The sequence below is a fragment of the Methylopila capsulata genome, from assembly GCF_016907975.1.
In the GTDB taxonomy this organism is placed as follows: domain Bacteria; phylum Pseudomonadota; class Alphaproteobacteria; order Rhizobiales; family Methylopilaceae; genus Methylopila; species Methylopila capsulata.
The window spans coordinates 290,622-310,339 of the sequence record NZ_JAFBCY010000003.1; the positions used below are offsets into that span (position 1 = coordinate 290,622).

Annotated in this window: 19 protein-coding genes; 7 read left to right on the plus strand and 12 right to left on the minus strand. The window is 69.8% G+C overall.

The genetic code is table 11. The features are described 5' to 3' along the window. Positions 1-185: 185 nt before the first annotated feature. The gene (locus JOD31_RS12645) at positions 186-1,574 is read right to left on the minus strand and encodes an NAD(P)-binding domain-containing protein (protein ID WP_204950709.1); all 1,389 of its coding nucleotides are present in this window, start codon (positions 1,572-1,574) and stop codon (positions 186-188) included. Between the two features lie 236 nt (positions 1,575-1,810). Between JOD31_RS12645 and JOD31_RS12650 the strand changes: the two genes are divergently transcribed. Both JOD31_RS12650 and hisG read left to right on the plus strand, forming a co-directional pair. Then, entirely contained in the window at positions 1,811-2,902 is a 1,092-nt protein-coding gene (locus JOD31_RS12650) for an ATP phosphoribosyltransferase regulatory subunit (protein WP_204950710.1), read from the plus strand. A gap of 5 nt (positions 2,903-2,907) precedes the next feature. Further along, positions 2,908-3,912, plus strand: coding sequence for an ATP phosphoribosyltransferase (gene hisG / locus JOD31_RS12655; RefSeq protein WP_204950711.1), 1,005 nt, complete (start codon positions 2,908-2,910; stop codon positions 3,910-3,912). A 289-nt stretch (positions 3,913-4,201) separates the two neighbouring features. Here the strand turns inward: hisG and JOD31_RS12660 are convergent, their stop codons facing one another. Together JOD31_RS12660 and JOD31_RS12665 are read right to left on the minus strand one after the other, a co-directional pair. Next, positions 4,202-5,089 (minus strand): dienelactone hydrolase family protein, encoded by an 888-nt coding sequence (locus JOD31_RS12660; protein ID WP_204950712.1) that lies wholly within the window; start codon positions 5,087-5,089, stop codon positions 4,202-4,204. A gap of 96 nt (positions 5,090-5,185) precedes the next feature. Further along, on the minus strand, positions 5,186-5,728 hold the full coding sequence (locus tag JOD31_RS12665; RefSeq protein ID WP_204950713.1) for a hypothetical protein: 543 nt from the start codon (positions 5,726-5,728) through the stop codon (positions 5,186-5,188). Between the two features lie 158 nt (positions 5,729-5,886). Here JOD31_RS12665 and JOD31_RS12670 point away from each other — a divergent pair, with 158 nt between their 5' ends. Next, a complete protein-coding gene (locus tag JOD31_RS12670) occupies positions 5,887-7,014 on the plus strand; it encodes a L,D-transpeptidase family protein (protein ID WP_204950714.1) in 1,128 nt (375 codons plus the stop codon). Positions 7,015-7,481: 467 nt separating this feature from the next. Then, positions 7,482-8,333 (plus strand): hypothetical protein, encoded by an 852-nt coding sequence (locus JOD31_RS12675; RefSeq protein WP_204950715.1) that lies wholly within the window; start codon positions 7,482-7,484, stop codon positions 8,331-8,333. 201 nt (positions 8,334-8,534) lie between these two features. On the opposite strand, the gene groL is transcribed toward JOD31_RS12675, so the two are convergent. Both groL and groES read right to left on the minus strand, forming a co-directional pair. Beyond that, entirely contained in the window at positions 8,535-10,181 is a 1,647-nt protein-coding gene (gene groL, locus JOD31_RS12680; RefSeq protein ID WP_204950716.1) for a chaperonin GroEL, read from the minus strand. 98 nt (positions 10,182-10,279) lie between these two features. Then, entirely contained in the window at positions 10,280-10,567 is a 288-nt protein-coding gene (groES, locus tag JOD31_RS12685) for a co-chaperone GroES (protein ID WP_020186120.1), read from the minus strand. A 321-nt stretch (positions 10,568-10,888) separates the two neighbouring features. Here groES and JOD31_RS12690 point away from each other — a divergent pair, with 321 nt between their 5' ends. Then, the gene (locus JOD31_RS12690) at positions 10,889-11,326 is read left to right on the plus strand and encodes a MarR family winged helix-turn-helix transcriptional regulator (RefSeq protein ID WP_204950717.1); all 438 of its coding nucleotides are present in this window, start codon (positions 10,889-10,891) and stop codon (positions 11,324-11,326) included. A 23-nt stretch (positions 11,327-11,349) separates the two neighbouring features. On the opposite strand, the gene JOD31_RS12695 is transcribed toward JOD31_RS12690, so the two are convergent. Then, entirely contained in the window at positions 11,350-11,838 is a 489-nt protein-coding gene (locus tag JOD31_RS12695; RefSeq protein WP_204950718.1) for a GNAT family N-acetyltransferase, read from the minus strand. A gap of 286 nt (positions 11,839-12,124) precedes the next feature. Here JOD31_RS12695 and JOD31_RS12700 point away from each other — a divergent pair, with 286 nt between their 5' ends. Further along, positions 12,125-13,075 carry a L,D-transpeptidase gene (locus tag JOD31_RS12700; protein ID WP_204950719.1) on the plus strand — a complete coding sequence of 317 codons (951 nt, stop codon included), beginning with the start codon at positions 12,125-12,127 and terminating at the stop codon, positions 13,073-13,075. A gap of 144 nt (positions 13,076-13,219) precedes the next feature. Next, positions 13,220-13,582 (plus strand): response regulator, encoded by a 363-nt coding sequence (locus tag JOD31_RS12705; protein ID WP_204950720.1) that lies wholly within the window; start codon positions 13,220-13,222, stop codon positions 13,580-13,582. A gap of 90 nt (positions 13,583-13,672) precedes the next feature. Here the strand turns inward: JOD31_RS12705 and JOD31_RS12710 are convergent, their stop codons facing one another. The 6 genes from JOD31_RS12710 to JOD31_RS12735 all read right to left on the minus strand — a co-directional run bounded on the left by JOD31_RS12710 (position 13,673) and on the right by JOD31_RS12735 (position 19,620). After that, positions 13,673-13,858: a hypothetical protein gene (locus JOD31_RS12710; RefSeq protein ID WP_204950721.1), complete on the minus strand. Its 186-nt coding sequence runs from the start codon at positions 13,856-13,858 to the stop codon at positions 13,673-13,675. Positions 13,859-13,928: 70 nt separating this feature from the next. After that, positions 13,929-14,657 carry a DUF2076 domain-containing protein gene (locus tag JOD31_RS12715; protein ID WP_204950722.1) on the minus strand — a complete coding sequence of 243 codons (729 nt, stop codon included), beginning with the start codon at positions 14,655-14,657 and terminating at the stop codon, positions 13,929-13,931. Positions 14,658-14,855: 198 nt separating this feature from the next. Continuing rightward, positions 14,856-16,193 (minus strand): glycolate oxidase subunit GlcF, encoded by a 1,338-nt coding sequence (glcF, locus tag JOD31_RS12720; protein WP_204950723.1) that lies wholly within the window; start codon positions 16,191-16,193, stop codon positions 14,856-14,858. A gap of 11 nt (positions 16,194-16,204) precedes the next feature. Then, positions 16,205-16,813 (minus strand): DUF2585 family protein, encoded by a 609-nt coding sequence (locus tag JOD31_RS12725; protein WP_204950724.1) that lies wholly within the window; start codon positions 16,811-16,813, stop codon positions 16,205-16,207. After that, positions 16,803-17,981: an FAD-binding protein gene (locus JOD31_RS12730; protein WP_204951403.1), complete on the minus strand. Its 1,179-nt coding sequence runs from the start codon at positions 17,979-17,981 to the stop codon at positions 16,803-16,805. Before JOD31_RS12730 ends, JOD31_RS12725 begins: the two co-directional genes overlap by 11 nt. Positions 17,982-18,174: 193 nt before the next feature. After that, on the minus strand, positions 18,175-19,620 hold the full coding sequence (locus JOD31_RS12735; protein WP_204950725.1) for an FAD-linked oxidase C-terminal domain-containing protein: 1,446 nt from the start codon (positions 19,618-19,620) through the stop codon (positions 18,175-18,177). Positions 19,621-19,718 lie beyond the last annotated feature (98 nt).

Genomic DNA, 19,718 nt, shown 5'->3' on the forward strand with positions numbered 1-19,718 from the left:
GACGTCATGGTCCGGCTTGACCGGACCATCCACCTCGAACGTCGAGACCGACGTCGAAGGTGGGTCCTCCGGTCAAGCCGGAGGACGACGGCTGAGGGTGGCCCTACGACTGAGGGTTGACCATTGCTGCAGATCATCCCGGCCCTCAGTTCACGCTACGGCCGGGAAGGCGCGCCGGCCGCCGCTTACTCCGCCGCCTGGCTCGCGGGCTGGTTCAGGAACGCCTCCAGCGAGTCGTCCAGCGCCTTCATCCAGGTGGTGTGATGCACCGGCGCGACGTTGCCGGTGATGACCGAGGGGTAGGCGCGGTCGCGGTAGGTGAGGATGCCCTCGACCTTGTGGTGCTCCCACTCCTTGAACAGCCGCGCGACGGTGTCGACGTCGAGACGCGGGTAGTCGGTCGGCTCCAGCAGCTCGCGCACGTAGTCGGTCTGGAAGTCGATCATCTGGTCGGCGTTCTCGAGCGTGCCGAGCCGGGCGACCCACGCCTCGCTGTCCGCGTGCATCGTCGCGTAATCCGGGAGATCGATGCGGCCGAGCACCACGTCGCGGGCGTACCACGCCTGCGCGTCGAACATGTTGAAGGTGTAGAACTGGTCCTGCGCGCCGATGTGCATCAGCTTCGGGTTCTTCTCCCAGAAGATCCCCTTGTAGAGGTTCGCCGGGTAGAGGCTGGTCCGGGTCTCGAGCCGAAGGTCGTCCGGCAGGAAGGGGTAGTGGTTGAGGTAGCCGGTGCAGAAGATGATCGCGTCGACGTCTTCCGCGGTCGAGCCGTCCTTGAAGTGGCAGGTCTTGCCGACGACCTTGGTCAGCAGCGGCTTCTCCGAGAAGCTCTCCGGCCAGTCGAAGCCCATGGGGCGGGTGCGATAGCTGAAGGTGATCTGCTTCGCGCCGTACTTGTGGCACTGGGTCGCGATGTCTTCCGCCGAATAGCTCGAGCCGATCAGCAGCACGTGCTTGCCGGCGAACTCGTCGGCGCAGCGGAAGTCGTGGGCGTGCAGCACGCGGCCCAGGAATTTCTCGACGCCCTCGAAGCTCGGGACGTTCGGGGTGGAGAAGTGGCCGTTGCAGACGAAGACGTAGTCGAACTCCTCCGACACGCGCTTCTTGGCGACGAGATCGGAGACCGTGACGGTGAATTTCTCCGTCGTCTCGTCCCACTCCACGTCGCGCACGGCGTGGTTGAACTTGCAGTACTTGCGGACGCCGCTGCGCTCGACGCGGCCGGCGATGTAGTCGTGCAGGACGGCGCGCGGCGGGTAGGACGGGATCGGCCGGCCGAAGTGCTCCTCGAAGGAGTAGTCGGCGAACTCCAGGCACTCCTTCGGGCCGTTCGACCAGAGGTAGCGGTACATGGAGCCGTGGACCGGCTCGCCGAATTCGTCGAGACCGGTGCGCCAAGTGTAGTTCCAGAGCCCGCCCCAATTGGACTGCTTCTCGTAGCAGACCATCTCGGGAACCTCGACGCCCGCAGCCTTCGCGGACTCGAAGGCGCGGAGCACGGCGAGCCCGCTGGGCCCGGCTCCGATGACGGCGACACGCTTGGGCAATGACCCCTCCTCGAACTCGTTCATGAGCGTCGTTCGCGGCCGGTCGCGTCGTGCGCGCCGGCTTGTTCCCCTGCAATTCGACGGCCGAGACGATCCTTCATGTTTTCGTGACTGTCAACGTTTTTGCTTTTGAGGAATTAGAGCGCGGCAAAGCCGCAAACCTCCGCGGGCCTGCCGGACGTCGAAAAAAGTCGCCTTCGCGGCCCGCCCCTGCTAGAGGCGCGGGCGACCCCGCAACGTGCCCGCCGACGCCAGACCCGATGTCCCCGCTCGCGCCCCTTCCGCCGACCCTGCTCGAACGCTTCGAAGCCGCTGGCTTCGCGCGCGCCGAGCCCCAGATTCTGCAGCCGGCGGAACCGTTCCTCCACGTCATGGGCGAGGAGCTGCGCACCCGCATGTTCCTGACCGCAGACGCGGACGGCCGCGACCTTTGCCTCCGGCCGGACTTTACCATTCCCGTGGCGCTTCAGCACATCGCCGGCGGCGACGCCGGCCGCGCCCAGTCCTATTTCTACGCCGGCCCGATTTTCCGCCAGACGCGCGCGGGGCCGAGCGAGATCGCCCAGGCCGGCGTCGAAAGCTTCGGCCGCTCCGACGCGCTCGCCGCCGAGACCGAGATCCTGGCGCTGGCGCTCGAGGCCGCGGCGGCGCTGGGCGCGCCCGAGCCCTCGATCCAGCTCGGCGACCTCGCCCTGCTCGACGCCGCGGTCGAGGCGCTCGAGGCGCCGTCCGCGCTGCGGCGCCGCCTGAAGCGCGAGATCGCCTATGGCGAGACGCTGGACGCCCTCAACGCGCCGCCGCCGGCCCGCGCGGCGCACGCCGGCCTCTTCGGCGCGCTCGACGCCGCCGGCCCCGACGCCGCCCGCGCCGTGGTGGAGGATCTGCTCTCGCTCGCCGGCATCGCGACCGTCGGCGGACGCACGCCGGGCGAGATCGCCGAGCGTTTCATCGAGCAGAACGCCGCCCGCTCCGCGGCCCGCCTGCCGGCCGCCCAGCGCAAGGCGCTGCAGGACTTCCTCGCGGTGGACGACCTCGCCCGCGCGGCCGAGGCGCGCCTCGGCGCGCTCGCCCGCGAGGGTCTCGCCATCGGGCCCGCCGTCGAGGCGCTGGGCCGGCGGCTCGACGCCTTCGCCGACGCGGGGCTGCCCGTCGACCGCATGCGGTTCTCGACCCGGTTCGGCCGCAGGCTGGACTACTACACCGGCCTCGTGTTCGAGCTCGGCCGCCCCGGCGCGCCCGGCCCGCTCGCGGGCGGCGGCCGCTACGACGGCCTGCTCACCGCGCTGGGCGCCACGCGCCCCGCCCCCGGCGTCGGCTTCGCCCTGTGGCTCGACCGCTTCCCCGGAGCCTGACGTCCATGTCCGGACCGCTGATCCTCGCCGTTCCCTCCAAGGGCCGCCTGCAGGAGAACGCGCACGCCTTCTTCGCGCGGGCGGGCCTCAACTTCGTGCAGCCCGGCGGCGCGCGCGACTACCGCGGCGCCATCGCGGACGTGCCGAACGTCGAGATCGCCTACCTCTCCGCCTCCGACATCGCCGGCCAGCTCGCGAGCGGCGCGGCGCATCTCGGCGTCACCGGCGAGGACCTCGTCCGCGAGGAGATCCCGGACGCGGCGACGCGGGTGAAGCTGCTGCAGCCGCTCGGCTTCGGCTACGCCAATGTGGTCGTGGCCGTCCCGAAGGCGTGGATCGACGTCGCCACCATGGCGGACCTCGACGACGTCGCGGCGGACATGCAGCGCCGCCACGGCCGGCGGCTGCGGGTCGCGACCAAATACGTGAACCTGGTGCGCAACTTCTTCGCCTGGACGGAGCCCGGCGACCGCCGGGGCGCGCGCACCAGCGTCTCGAACTACCGGATCGTGGAAAGCCTCGGCGCGACCGAGGGCGCGCCCGCCGCCGGCGTCGCCGACATCGTGGTCGACATCACCACCACGGGCGCCACGCTGGAGGCCAACGCGCTCAAGGTGCTGGAGGACGGCGTCATGCTGCGCAGCCAGGCGCAGCTGGTCGCGAGCCTCGGCGCGGACTGGAACGACGGCGCGCGCGCCGCGGTGCGCACCATCCTCACGCGGATCGCGGCGGAGGTGCGCGCCCGCGAAGTCCGCGAGATCCGATGCCGCTTCGACGAGGGCGTGGGCCGGACGCTGGTCGATCTCGCCGCCCGCTACGACGCGCGCGCGCCGTTCGGCCCGCCGCCGCCGGGAACGCCTCTGGTGCTGCACGCCCCGAAGAAAGCGGTGTTCGCGCTCGTCGAAGCGCTCGCGGCCGCGGGCGCCGGCACGATCACCGTCGCGACGCTCGAAGACGTGTTCGAACCCAATCCGCGACTGGTGGCGGATCTGTTCGGCGCTCTCGGCTGAAAATATGAAGGGCGGAACCGCTTCGGGGGTAGCGGTTCCGCCCTCTAAAGGCCTGCCGGTCGGGGGAGCCAGCGGCCAGTCGAAAAGCTCGGGGGGAGCTTTCGTGGACATAACGTGGGACTCAGCGGCTGGTTCCACCGTCCGCGAATTTTTTTGATTTGTTGGATCTCCGGCCCTCAAAACATCACCGCGGCGTTCGGCGAGGCCGATCGGCCGGTCGCCGAACGGTCGTGATCAACGGACCGCCGGCGGTTCCGTCACGCGCCGCGGAAAGGGCCGCCGCCAGCCCTCATGTCGGCGGGACGGCCGCCCCAAGATGGCTTTCGAGAAAAGCGATCGTGCGGTCCCAGGCGAGGTTGGCGGCCTTCCGCTCGTAACGCGCGGGGTTGGCGTCGTTGTTGAAGGCGTGGTTCGCGCCCTCGTACATGTAGAGTTCGAACTCTTTTTCGTTCGCCTGCAGCGCCTTCTGGAGCGCGGGCACGCCGGCGTTGATGCGCTCGTCGAGCCCGGCGTAGTGGAGTTGCAGCGCGGCCTTGATCTGCGGCACCCGGTCGTCGGCCAGCGGCTGCCCGTAGTAGGCGACGGCGGCCTTGAGGTCGGGCGCGGCGGCGGCGAGGCGGTTCGCCATGCCCCCGCCCCAGCAGAAGCCGACCGCGCCCACCGCGCCGTTCGAATCCGGCCGCGCCGCAAGGACCGGCAGCGCGGCGGCCAGGGTCGCGGCCGTCTTGTCGAGGTCGAGCTTGCCGATCATCTCGCGCGCGGCGTCCTCGTCCGCGGGCGTGCCGCCGAGCGGCGACAGCAGATCGACGCCGTAGGCGAGGAAGCCCGACACCGCGAGCCGTCGCGTGACGTCCTGGATGTGCGGGTTGAGGCCGCGGTTCTCGTGGATGACGATCACCGTCGGACGCTTGGCCTCGCGCCGTCCCTTGGCGAGGAGGCCGGAGACCGGACCGTCGGGTCCCGGAAAGGACACGGTCTCCGTCACGATCCGCTTGTCGTCCGGCGCGACGATCTGGGCCTGGGCGTAGTCGTTCGACATGGCGCCGAGGAGCGCCTGGGCCGCCGCGGTCGAGCCCGCGAGCAGCGCCAGCCTCTCCATGAAGCCCCGCCGGTCGAGATCGCCATGGGTGTAGCGGTCGTAGAGGGCGATGGCCTTCTGATCGGGGCGCAGGGGCATGGCGTCGCTCACGGCTTGGAGGCCGCGAAGGGCGCGGCGGACGAATCCCGAAGGACTTTAGACGAGAACCGGCGCGGTTCGCGTCTCACGTCGCCGTCACCGCGGAGGCTGGACCGAGCGCGCGACCGCCTCGAACTCGGCGCGGCGGGCGTCGAACGCCGCCTTGTCGGCGACGCAGACCACCGTGGTGCGGCCCTTCGGCGTATCGACCAGTACGAAATAGGAGCGCGCGTCCGGCGCGGGCTGGCCGTCCGTGGCCTTCACGTCGCCGACGACGGCCGAGCCTGCGAGGCCGCCCTGCTCGAACGGCGCCACGCTGACGACGTCGTAATAGAGCGCGAGCGTCGCCTTGATCAGATCGCTCCACTCGGACTTCGCGGTGAAGGCGTTGATCTCGGCCTGCGACAGGCCGGCGTTCTGCGGCGCGGCCTGGAAGCCGACGCGGCAGCCGGGCTCCGCGCCGTCGCCCTTCCGGATCGCGAAGGAGGCGGCGTAGCGGGCGCCGCCGTCGATCTTCTCCGCAACGTAGCCCGCCGGCGCGTCGATCGCGAGACCTGTGGCCTCGTCGCGCACGGGATCGGCCGCGGCCGCGGTCGCCACGAGCAGGCCCGAGATCGCTGTGGCCGTTCCGAGCTTCATGAGAGGCTTCCTGCGACGCATACCCCTGCACATAGCGCGCGTGGCGGCGGGTGAGGAGAAAACGTTCGTTTGACCGCGGTCGAAGGGCCCCCGGCGCGATGGAGCGATGCGACGGCTCGCGCGTTGTCGCTTCGCATCCCTCTGCGAAGGTCGGTTCCATGGGCGTCGTTTCGAAGTGCGCGGCCGTCGCGCTCGGTCTTCTGGTGTCATGGAGCGCCGCGGCGGCGGAGCCGCGTCCCGCGCCCCCTCCCCCCGCGGAACTGACGAGCCAGGCGGTCGACTCCGCCGATTTCGACGGCTGGCGGGCGCGCTCGGACACGCGCGCCAAGGCCGACGCAGAGCGCAAGGCCGCCGAGGAGGCCGTCGCCAAGGCCCGCAAAAAGAAGGACAAGGCCGCCGCCCGTGAGCGCCTCGCCAGGCTGCCGAAGCCGGAGGACGGCCCCGACCCGTTCCTGGTGCGCACGCAGGTGCTGCTCGACCGCGCCCACGCCTCGCCCGGCGTCATCGACGGGCGCGACGGCGACAACTTCAAGAAGGCGGTGCGGGCGTTCCGCGAGATGCGCGGGATGGCGATCGAGGGCGGGCTTGACCCGGAGGTCTGGGCCGCGCTGTCCGCCGACAAGGCCCCGGCGCTGAAGCCCTACGTCATCTATTCTGAGGACGTGAACGGCCGCTATGAGGACAAGCTGCCGGCCGACTACGCCAAGCTCGCGAAGCTCAAGTGGCTGGGATATCGCGACGCGGTCGAGATGCTGTCGGAGCGCTTCCACATGGATCCGCCGCTGCTCCGCGCCCTCAATCCCGGGGTCGACTTCAAGACCGCGGGCGTCACGATCCAGGTAACGGACGTCGGCGGCTTCGCCGAGGGGACGGTGCGACGCATCACCGTCGACAAGAAGCTCGGCGAACTCCGCGCCTACGACGACGCCGGCAAGATCCTGATGATCGCGCCGGCGACGATCGGCTCGCCGGACACGCCCTCGCCGGAGGGCGAGATGACGATCAACGGCGCGTTCCCCGATCCGCACTACATCTACGACCCGAAGAAGAACTTCCAGCAGGGCAAGAACCGGCGAAAGCTGACGCTGCCGCCCGGCCCCAACGGCCCGGTGGGTTCGATGTGGATCGACCTGTCGAAGCCGACCTACGGCATCCATGGCACGCCCGAGCCCTCGCAGATCAGCAAGACCGCGAGCCACGGCTGCGTGCGGCTCACCAATTGGGACGCGGCGGAGCTCGCCCGGATGATCGAGCCGAAGGTCACCGAGGTGGAGTTCGTCGACTAAGCTCAGCGCCTCCCCGGGATATGGCGGCGTTGAACCGCGAGATAACACGCGTCGACATCGCTGTTTGCATTCGTTCGTCGGCGGTCGATCGGTGACGGCCGCGCCGCGCCAAGCGGAAGATCGCGCCGCGCGGCGCCTCGGCGGCGGGCCTCGCTAACCCGAGCGATGACGCGCCGGCGCGCGGCGGGAGACGCGGGCCGATGTCCGCACGCGATCGTGATCATGACGACGCGACGCCGACCGCGAGGCGCGCAAACGCAAAAAACGCTTTTCCGGAAAGCGGTTAACCGGCCGCGGCGCGCGACCATCGAACGTTCGCGACCGACAGCCGGGCCACGCTGTCACGCAGCTTACGCACGCGATGGCGAGGAGCGGCGTCCTGGGCACAATCCGTGCTCTGGCCGGCGTGCGGCGCCCTGCGCCGCGATCGCCCGCGACCTACACGTCCTCACGCCATCGAGCCCGCCATGATCAGACACATCGCCGCCGCCCTTGGCCTCCTCGCCGCCGCGACGGCCGCGCCCGCCGCCGAGATCGACAATTCTTCGATCGGCCAGGCCGAGTTTCGACCGCACAAGACGACCTACGGCCTCGTCTATGTCCTGCCTCAGGACGCCAACGATCTCCTCGACTCCAAGATCCGCGGTCCGTTGAAGGACAAGCTCGTCGCGCTGGACCTGACGGCGGAAGCCGAGCTTCCGAACATCCCGCACATCACAGTCGTGCACATACACAACGCCGACCCCGCGACGCCGGCGGCGATGCTGAAGGCGCTGCCGAAGCCGCCGGCGCCGCTCGAGATCACCATGAAGAAATTCTACACGACCGAGGCCGCGAAGGGCGCGGGCCGGCCGTGGTGGCTCGATCTCGGCGTCGTCAAGGAGGGCAAGGGCTACGACGACATGATGGCCTACAACGTCGTCGCCACGGCGGCCCTCGCCCCCTTGCGCGACGGCCCGCTGCCGCGCGTCACGGGACCGGTCTACGCCGCCATGGGCGACGCCGGGAAGGAGTTGGTGAAGACGGTCGGCGTCAGCGGCGTCAACGTCATGAAGGACGGCAAGGCGACAGCGTCCCACAACCCGCACAACACGCTCGTCTACAGCATGGAGCCCTTCTCCAGGTTCCAGGCGCCGATGGACGCGCTGGCCTCGGAGTTCAACACGGTCCTTCCCGACGGGTTTCCCGTCATGCTGAAGACGGTGTCGATCGTGGAGCTGCAGTTCTCCGGCAACGTCGTCAGGGAGATCTACCGCGTCAGCCTCGAAGACGGGTCGATCACCAACGTCGCCACCGGCAAGGCCGCCTCGGCCCGTTGAGTCTGTGGGTTAGGAGCGTCGCCGCGGCGCCCGCCGTCGATCCCGTCATCCGCTCAAACGAAAAAGGCCCCGGATCACTCCGGGGCCTTTCTCAGTTCAAGCGTTCAGAAGAAGGCGTGGATCAGAAGTCCATGCCGCATGCCAAGTCGGGAACACCCGACTTGGCCACCCTTGATGGATGGGCGGCTTTTATGGACTTCTTCAGAAGTCCATGCCGCCCATGCCGCCGCCCATGCCGCCCGGCATGCCGCCGCCGGCGCTGTCCTTCTTCGGCAGCTCGGCGATCATCGCCTCGGTGGTGATGAGCAGCGCCGCGACCGACGCCGCGTCCTGGAGCGCGGTGCGCACGACCTTGGTCGGGTCGACGATGCCGGCCTGGATCATGTCGACATACTCTTCCGTCTGGGCGTTGAAGCCCGACGTGGCGTTGTCGGTCTCGAGCAGTTTGCCGACGACGATCGAGCCCTCGACGCCCGCGTTGGCGGCGATCTGACGGATCGGAGCCTCGAGCGCCTTCAGAACGATGTTGAAGCCGGCCTGGATGTCCGGGTTGTCGTTCTTGATGTCGCGGATCGAGGTCTTGGCGCGGAGCAGAGCGACGCCGCCGCCCGGCACGATGCCTTCCTCGACGGCAGCGCGCGTCGCGTTGAGCGCGTCGTCGATGCGATCCTTCTTCTCCTTGACTTCGATCTCGGTCGCGCCGCCGACGCGGATGACCGCGACGCCGCCAGCGAGCTTGGCGAGACGCTCCTGGAGCTTCTCACGGTCGTAGTCGGAGGTGGTCTCTTCGATCTGAGCCTTGATCTGGGCCACGCGGCCTTCGATCGCTTCCTTGTCGCCGGCGCCGTCGACGATCGTGGTCTTCTCCTTCTCGAGCGTCACCTTCTTGGCGCGGCCGAGCATGTCGAGGGTCACGTTCTCGAGCTTGATGCCGAGGTCCTCGGAGATGACCTGACCGTTGGTCAGGATCGCGATGTCCTCAAGCATCGCCTTGCGGCGATCGCCGAAGCCCGGAGCCTTGACGGCCGCGACCTTCAGGCCGCCGCGGAGCTTGTTGACGACGAGGGTCGCGAGAGCCTCGCCCTCGATGTCCTCGGCGATGATGACGAGCGGCTTGCCCGACTGCACGACCGACTCGAGCACCGGCAGGATCGCCTGCAGGCCGGAGAGCTTCTTCTCGTGGATGAGGATGTAGGGGTCCTCGAGGTCCGCGATCATCTTCTCGGCGTTGGTGATGAAGTACGGGCTGAGGTAGCCGCGGTCGAACTGCATGCCCTCGACCACTTCGAGCTCGGTCTCGAAGCTCTTGGCTTCCTCGACCGTGATGACGCCCTCGTTGCCGACCTTCTGCATGGCGTGGGCGATCATCTCGCCCACTTCCTTGTCGCCGTTCGCGGAGATCGTGCCGACCTGCGCGACCTCAGCGGAGGTGGCGATCTTCTTGGACGAGGCCTTGAGGTGCTCGATGACCTTGGAGACGGCGAGGTCGACGCCGCGCTTCAGGTCCATCGGGTTCATGCCGGCGGCCACCGACTTGGCGCCCTCGCGGACGATCGCCTGGGCGAGCACGGTCGCGGTCGTGGTGCCGTCGCCGGCGAGGTCGTTGGTCTTCGAGGCCACTTCGCGCACCATCTGGGCGCCCATGTTCTCGAACTTGTCCTCGAGCTCGATCTCCTTGGCGACGGTGACGCCGTCCTTGGTGATGCGCGGCGCGCCGAAGGACTTCTCGATCACGACGTTGCGGCCCTTGGGGCCGAGCGTGACCTTCACCGCGTTGGCGAGGATGTCGACGCCGCGCAGCATCTTGTCGCGAGCGTCAGCAGAAAAACGTACGTCTTTCGCAGCCATGTGAGTGCTCCTTTGAGCAGTGTGTCAGGACAACCCGGCTCGCCGCGGCGCGCGAATGCGCGTCGGGCCTCGCCGGGGAATAGAAAAGCCGGTCAATCTCAGGCGATGACGCCGAGGATGTCCGACTCCTTCATGATCAGCAGGTCTTCGCCGTCGATCTTGACCTCGGTGCCCGACCACTTGCCGAACAGGATCTTGTCGCCGGACTTCACGTCGAGCGTAACGACCTTGCCGGCCTCGTCACGGGCGCCGGGGCCCACGGCGACGACTTCGCCTTCCTGCGGCTTTTCCTTGGCGGTATCCGGGATGATGATGCCGCCCTTGCTCTTCTCTTCGGCGGTCAGGCGGCGGACGACCACGCGGTCGTGCAGCGGACGAAATGCCATGGGTGAATATCCTCTCGAGCGCGTGCGTTGACGCTTCGCGATCCATAAAAACAGACACGGGAAACCGTGAGGCCCCGTTGTTAGCACTCTTAAACCGAGAGTGCCAACGCGATGGCGAGATACGAACGAGCCCGTGGAGTGTCAAGGCCGAGGCGCACGGCGGCTATGCAAAAAAAATGACGCCCGCCTTCCGGAGCGGCGGCCGCGTCACGCCAGAGCCCTCGACGCAGGGCCGGCGACGGGCGGCGACAGCGTCGTCGATCCTCGCCCGCGGCGCTCTCGACGCTTGATTCCCAAGGACTTTCGGACGATCCTCGCGGCATGGCGACACGCGAACAGATCCTCGACATCCACAATCTCTGCGCCTGTTCCCACACGCGCATGGCCGCGCGGGCGGTGACGCGGTTCTACGACGACGCCCTGCGCCCGGCGGGCCTGAAGGGCACGCAGTTCGTGCTGCTCGCCGCGATCGAGGCCGACGAAGCCGGATCGATCACCGATCTCGCCGACCGCCTCGAAATCGAGCGCACCACGCTCGTGCGAAACCTGCAGCTGCTGCGCAAGGACGGTTTCGTGGCCCCGCTGAAGGGCGCGAACGGCCGCCGGAAGCCGACGCTGACGCCGCAGGGGCGCGAGGCGCTCGACGCCGCGTTGCCGCTCTGGCGCGCCGCCCAGGACCAGATGGAGTCCCGGCTCGGCTTCGGCTCCTGGCAGGTGACGCGGCGGCGCCTCGGCGAGCTCCGCCGCGCGGTGAGCTGACGGCGGGCCGATCCGGCCTCCGCTCAAACCTCTGCGACGTCACGCGCGTAATGATGCTGAAGCGTGCCGTTCGCGTCGTGCAGCGCCCGCACGCCCGGAAGCCGCAGGAAGCCGTGACGTTCACAGAAGGCGCGGCCTTCCTCGAAGCGCGAGTCCATCCACAGCGACAGCCGTCCCCCGCCGGACGCGGCGGCGAAGGCCTCCGCGCCCGCGAGCAGCGCGGCGGCGAATCCCTGGCCGCGCGTCTCCTTCGCGAAATACAGCTTGTCGATCTCGAACTCGTTCGGCCGGTGGTGCGCCTCGAGCGCCAGAGCGCCGAGGATCGCCTCCCCTGAGGCCATGACCCACATCCGGCCGCCGCGCTCGGCGTAGTGGCTCGCCGGCCGGTCGAGTCCGGGTATCGCCTCGGCCTCGAAGGCCTTGCCCTCGAGCTCGGCGAAGACGCTCGCGATCAGCTCGCCGAGCGCCGGCCCGTCGGCGTCGGTCGCCTCGCGGATCAGCACGTCCGTCATCGGCCCTCGTCGTTCCCTGCGTTCGGCCGCGGATCGGCCCCGCGGCCGTTCTGTCATGGGGCGGCGGCGCTCACAAGGCGAGCCGCAGGGCGAGCGCGATCGGCGCGTGTTGGTCTTCAGCCGCGCACATTTGTGCGAGGCAGAGGAAGCTGGGGCTGGTTTCGCCTTGGTTCGGCCCGAAGTCTCACGGACTCGTTCACGTCGCGTAAGGCGGTTTGTGCGTGTAATGACCGTCGAAGGCGGGCCGGCAGAAGGCCGCCGCCATCTTTCGAGGAGTAGAAGTCCCGTGTTCTCCCGCACAGCAGCGTCGCTCGCCGTCGCTTTCGGGGTGCTCGGCGTGGCTCCCGCCGCCCCGGCCCTCGCGCAGTCCCGCGTGATCGAAGCCCCGGACTACGTTCCCCGCGGCGAGCGCCGCGTGGTCGAGCGCCGCTACTACGACGATGAAGCCCCGCGCTACGTCCGTCCGATGGAGTCGCGCCGCAACCTCGGCGGCGGTTTCATCGAGGAGATCTTCGGCGACGACGACGCGCCGTCCTACCGCGTCCGCCGGGTTCCGACGCAGCGCGAGCGGCAGGCCGAAACCCGCCGCGGCCGCATGGCGCTCGACGGCGGCTACGATCGCTACGGCGAACGCCGGGCCGTCCGCGCGCCCACATATCAGCGCTACGACTACCTCGACGACGACTTCAACGACCCCTATGCGCAGGACAATCCGCGCTATCTGGCTCCCCGCCAGCGGCTGGCCGGGCCGCCTTCGGCCGCCGGCGCCGGAAGCCCGGTTCGCCGCAGCGTCGACCCGAAGTTCGCCCGAACGACGGTGCCGTTCAACGGGCCGGAGCCGGCGGGCACGATCCTGATCGACACCAAGACGCGCTACCTCTACCTCGTGCAGGCCGACGGCACGGCGATCCGCTACGGCGTCGGCGTGGGCAAGGAAGGCTTCGGCTGGAAGGGCACGGAGACGATCTCGCAGAAGAAGGAATGGCCGGACTGGCGTCCGCCGGCGGAGATGCGCCAGCGGCGGCCGGAGCTGCCGGTGTTCATGGCCGGCGGCCCGAACAACCCGCTCGGCGCCCGCGCGCTGTACCTCGGCTCGACGCTCTACCGGATCCACGGCTCCAACGAGCCCTGGACGATCGGCCGCGCGGTCTCCTCCGGGTGCATCCGGATGACCAACGAAGACGTCACGGACCTGTATGAGCGGGTCGGCGTCGGCACCACCGTCAAGGTGATCTGACGGCGCTTAAAAACGTTTCAGAAACATTAAGTTACAGCCGACGTCGAAAAAAGCGACGTCGGCTGTTTACGTTCGGTCGACCATGAAACCGAATGGCCCGTCGCGCGTTGGGTGCTCGAGCTTTGTACCGCCGGAGTACCTGTCATGGCGCCCTTCCGTGTTCTCATCCTTGAAGACGACGCTATCCTGGCCCTCGATCTCGAGACGATCGTGTGCTGCTGGACCGACGCCGAAGTGACGGCCTGCCGCTCGATCGCGCAGGCCCGCAAGGCGCTGTCCGGCGGCTTCGACCTCGCGCTGCTCGACATCGACGTGGTGGACGGCAAGTCCTACGAGTTCGCGGAGAGCCTCCGCAGCAGCAAGCTGCCCTTCGCCTTCGTCTCCGGCGCGATGCAGGACGACTGCCCGGAGACGCTGCGCGACGCCGCGTTCATCCCGAAGCCCTACACCCAGCGCGCGATCGAGAGCATCGTCGCCTCGGCCGCGGGCGGCCGTCGCCACCCCTGACGGGGGGATCGCCAACCGCATGAAAAAAACCCCGCGCGGTTCGCCGCGCGGGGTTTTTTTGTCCGGCCGCCGTCTGCGCGGCGGGCAAGGTCAGCGACGGCTCGACGCCGGCGGCACGAAGCGGTCGAGGAACGAGCCCGCTCCGGAATCCTCGACCTCCGTCTCGCCGTCGTCGAGATCGCTTTCCGGCGACGCCGCAGCGGCCCGGACGGCGCCGGCGTCGAGGTGGGACGGGCGGATGATGGTCAGGGTGTCGAAATCACGTTCAGCGGCCATGGCTGAACTCCTGTAACAGCGACCGGCGGCGCCGGTCGCGGGTGATGCCCCTCAGAAAAATCGGTCCTTCTCAGGCCCAGTCGTCGTCCGAAAAATCGTCGCCGCCGCCGGCGTCCTCCGCTCCGGTCAGCCCGGAGAACCAGCCTCCGCCGTCGGCGTTCGAAGCGTGGTCGTCCGCTGCGCCGTCCGACGCCGGCGTCTCGGCGACCTTGGCGGGCTCGGCGGCGGAGGCCTGCGCCTCATGGCCCCCGAACATCGACTGGATCCCTGAGAACAGCAGCGCGCCGCCGGCGACGCCGGCCGCCGTCTGCAGCGCCCCGCTCAGGAAGCCGCCGCCGCGCGACGGCTGAGGCTGCTGCTGACCGGGGACCTGCTGCGCATAGGGATCGCGGCCATAGCCCGGCTGGGCGTAGGGCTGGCGGTCGTAGGCGGGCCGCTGGCCATAGGCGAGCGGCTCCGGCTCGCGCGGACGTTCTCCGCCGCCGAACAGGCCGCCAAGGAAGCCTCCGCCGCCGCCGGTGGCGGCCGCCGCGCGCGGTCCCCAGGGCGACGGCTGGGCGCGCTCTGGTCCGGCCTGGACATCCTCGAGCGCCCGCTCCAGCTCATCGATCCGCCGCTGGGCGGCGTCGAGCCCCTGGTTCTGCATCACGATGGTCTGCGCCATCGCATAGGGCGCGTGCGGCTGTCGCTCGATCTGCTCGGCGATGAAGGCCTCCGCCTCCGGATCGCGGTAGGCGGTCTCCGCGCCGCGCACCCGCTCGAACAGGTCGGCGATCAGCTTGCGTTCTTCGGCGTTCATGGCGGAACCCTCCCCAGATCCCAAACCTCAACAACGCCGAAGCTGGTGATTGGTTGTGGCGGGTTCCAGTTTTCGCCGTGTCGATTGTTTGACGAAGCGTCGATCTTTGGCGGCGGCTTGTCGCAGGCCCCTCTGCGGACCGATCCCCCGAGCGAAACGCCGGCGTCAGGAGCGAGACGAGCGAGGCTCGGAGCGCGCCTAAGCCGCGGCCTCCGGCCGCCGCTCGAACCCGCCGCCCTGCAGGGGCGCCGGCAGCGGGCCGCCGGTCGCCCAGTCCGCGAGCTCCACCGTGTGGACGCACGGCGTCGGGAGGCCGGAGCGGATTTGGGTGAGGCAGCCGATGTTGCCGGCGGCGATCACATCCGCCCCGGTCTTCGCGAGGTTCGCGGCCTTCCGGTCGCGCAGGCGCGTCGCGATCTCGGGCTGGAGAATGTTGTAGGTGCCGGCCGAGCCGCAGCAGAGGTGCCCTTCCGCCGGCTCCTTCACCACGAAGCCGAGAGCACGGAGCACGTCCTTGGGCTCCTCCTTGATCTGCTGGCCGTGCTGGATCGAGCAGGCCGCGTGGTAGGCGACCGTCTGGCCCGTCTCACGCGTCGGCCTCAGCGGCAGCGTGGCGAGGACCTCCGAGACGTCCCTGGCCAACGCCGACACCCGCGCGGCCTTCTCGGCGTAGGCCGGATCCTCGCGCAGCATGAAGCCGTAGTCCTTGATGGTGGTGCCGCAGCCCGAGGTCGTCACCACGATCGCGTCGAGCCCGCCGGCGTCGATCGCCTTGGTCCAGGCGTCGACGTTGCGCCGGGCGCTGGCGAGGCTCTCCTCCTCGCGCCCCATGTGATGCACCAGCGAGCCGCAGCACCCCTCGCCTTCGGCATGCACCACCTCGACGCCGAAGCGGGTGAGCAGGCGGATCGTCGCGTCGTTGATCGAGGGCTCCAGCACCTGCTGGGCGCAGCCCTGCAGCAGGGCCACGCGCGCCGTGCGCTCGCCCGCCGCCGGGAACACGCCGGGGCCCTCGTGCGCCGACCGCGGCTCGGACTTCGCCGGCGCCAGCGCCAGCATCGCGCTGACGCTTTTAAGGCCGGGGACCCGCCCGAGCAGGGCCGCGAAGGGCTTGGCGAAGACCGCGCCCGCGAGCGCCAGCCGGAACCGGCCGGGATAGGGCAGCACGGCCGCCAGCACCGCGCGCATGACGCGGTCGGGCAAGGGGCGCCGGTAGGTCTTCTCGATGTGCGCGCGAGCGTGGTCGACGAGGTGCATGTAGTTCACGCCGGAGGGGCACGTCGTCATGCAGGAGAGGCACGAGAGACAGCGGTCGACGTGGCGCACGACCTCTTCCGTCGCCGGCTTGTCCGCCTCGAGCATCTCCTTGATGAGGTAGATCCGGCCACGTGGGCTGTCGAGCTCGTCGCCCAGCAGCACGTAGGTCGGGCAGGTCGCGGTGCAGAACCCGCAATGCACGCAGGTGCGCAGGATCTTTTCGGAAGAGGCGAGCTGCGGGTCCGCGGCCAGGCGCTCGGGGGCGAAGGAGGTTTGCATGCGTGTGGGCCTTAACCGCGCATCGCCTGCCAGTCCCGGATCGCGTCGAGCGGGTGCAGGATCATGATGACGTTCAGAGTGAGGTTGTCGCGGATCACATAGAGCGCGATCAGCTCCATCGCGATGGCGGCGACGACGATGGTCCAGGTCGGCGCGAGCCGCGCGATGGTGAAGCCGAGCGCCATGAAACCGATGTCGGCGACCGAGTTCAGCACGCTGTCGCCCGCGAAGGCGTTGGAGACGGTGCCCTCGCGGTAGCGCTCGATGATGATCGGCGAGTTCTCCAGCAACTCCCAAAGGCCTTCGATCGCGACGGCCGCGACCAGCGCCGTCATCAGGGCGAGAGGCCGTCCGCGGAGACGCCCGACGAGGACCGCGAGCCCGTAAAACAGAAAGCCGTGGATGACGTGGCTGAGCGAGTACCAGTCGGAGACGTGCTGGGAGGTGCCGGCGTCGTTCGCGGCGCCGTGCCAGAGCTCGACCGTCCCGCAGGGGCAGATCGCGGGCCGGCCCATGGCGAGCAGCGTCGCCGCGAAACCCGCGACCAGCGCGAGCGCGACCCCGGCCCGCACCGCGCTGAAGGCCGCCGGGCGCGCGGACAGGCTGGCTTCAGCGGGCATGCATGCGCCCCAGGTTCAGCACGCCGGCGGGATCGAAGCTCGCCCGGAGGCCGGCGGTGAGGCGCGCGAGCGCCGGCGCCTCAGGCTCGAACACGTCGACCGCGGCCCGCACCGCGTCCGGCGCCCGCATCAGCGTGGCGTGGCCGCGCGCCTCGCGCACGATCGGACGCAGCGTCGACGCGCCGGCGTCGCCCTCGGCGGAGGTCGCGACCCAGATCAGCCCGCCGCTCCAGTCGTAGATGTGCGCTTCCGCGAGCGGCCCCAGCCGCGCGACCACGCCCGGCCCCCGCGTGGGAGCGACCGAGACGCGCCACACCGCCCGCTCGGGCGCCCCCAGCAGCGACGCAGCTGCTCCGATCTCGCGCCACAGCGTCCGGGAGGCCTCTGCGTCCAGCCGCGACGCCGTTCCGAAACCCTTGAGCCGCGCGGCGAGTTGGCCCGCGCGGTAGGCGACCTGGCTCTCGAAGTTCTCGAGCCTGAGGCAGGTGCGCGACGGCGCGCCGTTCAGCGCCGGCAGATGCGCCGCCCCGGAGACCTCGAACGGCGTCCCCATGCCTGCGCACAGCGCCGCGACGCCGTGGGCGTCGTCGAGGCCTTCGAGCACCAGCGTCGCCTCGGTCTCGGCGATCGGCAGCGTCTTGAAGGTCGCCTCGGTGACGACGCCCAGCACGCCGTGAGAGCCGCAGGCGAACTTCACGAGGTCGTAGCCCGTGACGTTCTTCATCACCCGGCCGCCGGAGCGGATGGTCTCGGCGCGCCCCGTCGTCAGCCGGACGCCGATCAGCGCGTCGCGCGCCGCGCCGGCGATGACGCGCCGCGGGCCCGACGCGTTGGTGGCGACCAGCCCGCCGACGGTGGGCTCGGCCGTCGTTCCATAGAGCGCGCGGTGGTCCAGGGGCTCGAACGCCAGCCGCTGCCCAACGCGGGCGAGCTCCGCCTCCACCTCCGCCACGGTCGTGCCGGCCTTCGCGGACACCACAAGCTCGGACGGCTCCAGCAGGGTGACGCCGGTCAGGCGCTCCGTGGACAAGGTGATCGCAGCCTGTACGGGACGGCCCAGCCCCGAACGGCTGCCGGCGCCGCGGACGACGATCGGCGTCCCGGCCTCCGCCGCCTCGCGAATGGTCGCCTCGATCCCGGCTTCGTCAAAGGGGGAGACGGTTTCCATGTGGTCGTCGCGGATCATTCGGCGCCACCCCCACCCCGTACCCCTCCCCGCAAGGGGGAGGGAGGACCCTGACGTTTCAGATCATTCTCAACAGCTGAGCCAAGCTCCACCGGTCCCCCTCCCCCCTGCGGGGAGGGGTTAGGGGTGGGGGTGGCGCAGGATCGAGCGCCGCGGACTGAAACCGCCTTCACTCTCACGCCGCGGCCTTCGCGATGCGGTTCTCCAGCGGGAACACCTTGGCGGGGTTCAGCAGCCAGGCCGGGTCGAACACCGACTTCACGCGCATCTGCTGCATCAGCTCGATGCGGGTGAACTGGGCCGTCATCAGGTCGCGCTTCTCGATGCCGACGCCGTGCTCGCCGGTGAGGCAGCCGCCGGCCTCGACGCAGGCGAGCAGGATGTCCTCGCCGGCCCTCTCGGCCTTCGCGAGCGAGACAGGGTCGTTCATGTCGTAGAGCACCAGCGGGTGCAGGTTGCCGTCGCCGGCGTGGAAGATGTTCGCGACCTTGAGCCCCTGCGCCTCGCAGATCTCGCCGATGCGGGTCAACACCTCGGGCAGCTTGCCGGTCGGGATGGTGCCGTCCATGCAGATGTAGTCGGACACGCGGCCCATGGCGCCGAAGGCGGACTTGCGGCCCTTCCAGATCGCGGCGGCTTCGGCGAGCGTCTTGGCCTGCCGGGCGTAGGTCGCGCCATGCGCCTCGGCGATCGCGCCGATGCGGGCGAGTTGCTCGTCGATCTCGGCGGCGGAGCCCTCCACCTCGACGATCAGCATGGCGCCGACGTCGCGGGGATAGCCCGCCTTGGCGAAGTCCTCGCAGATGTCGATCGCGAGCTTGTCCATGTATTCGATCGCGACCGGCACGATGCCGGCGCCGAGCACCGCCGCGACGCAGGCGCCGGCGGCCTCGGGCGACGGGAAGCCGAACAGGATCGGCCGGGCGCCCTCCGCCAGCGGCAGAATGCGGAGCGTCGCCTCGGTGACGACGCCGAACTGGCCCTCGGAGCCGCAGATCAGGCCGAGCATGTCGAGGCCCGGCGCGTCGAGCGCGTCGCCGCCGATCTCGACGATCTCGCCCTTGAGCGTGACGAAGGTGACGCCGAGCAGGTTGTTGGTGGTCACGCCGTACTTCAGGCAGTGCGCGCCGCCCGAGTTCATCGCGACGTTGCCGGCGATGGTGCAGGCGAGCTGCGAGGAGGGGTCGGGGGCGTAGAAGAAGCCCTCGTGGGCGATGGCGGCCGAGACGCCGAGGTTGGTGACGCCGGTCTGCACCCGCACGGTGCGGTTCGCGAGATCGACGTCCAGCACCTTCGACATCTTGGCGACGCCGAGCACCACCGCGTCCTCTTGCGGCAGCGCGCCGCCCGCGAGCGAGGTTCCAGCGCCGCGCGGGATCACCGGCACGCCCTCGCGGCTGCAGAAGGCCAGCACCTCGGCCACCTGCTCGGTGGTCGAGGGCAGCACGACCACCATGGGCACGCGGCGGTAGGCGGTGAGAGCGTCGCTCTCAAAAGCGCGGCGCTCGTCCTCGGAGACGATGACGCCCTCCCCCGGCACGATCGCCCGCAGCCCCGCGACGATGGCGTCGCGCCGGGCGAGGATCGTGGGATCGGGGGCGAGCAATGCGATGCCGCTCATGGACGTTCGGTCTCCCTCGCCGCTTTTTGGTCTCGCGCGTCCCGCTGCGGCGGCGGAACGCGCTGTCTTTCATATGCGCCCAGACGACGGATTGGGTC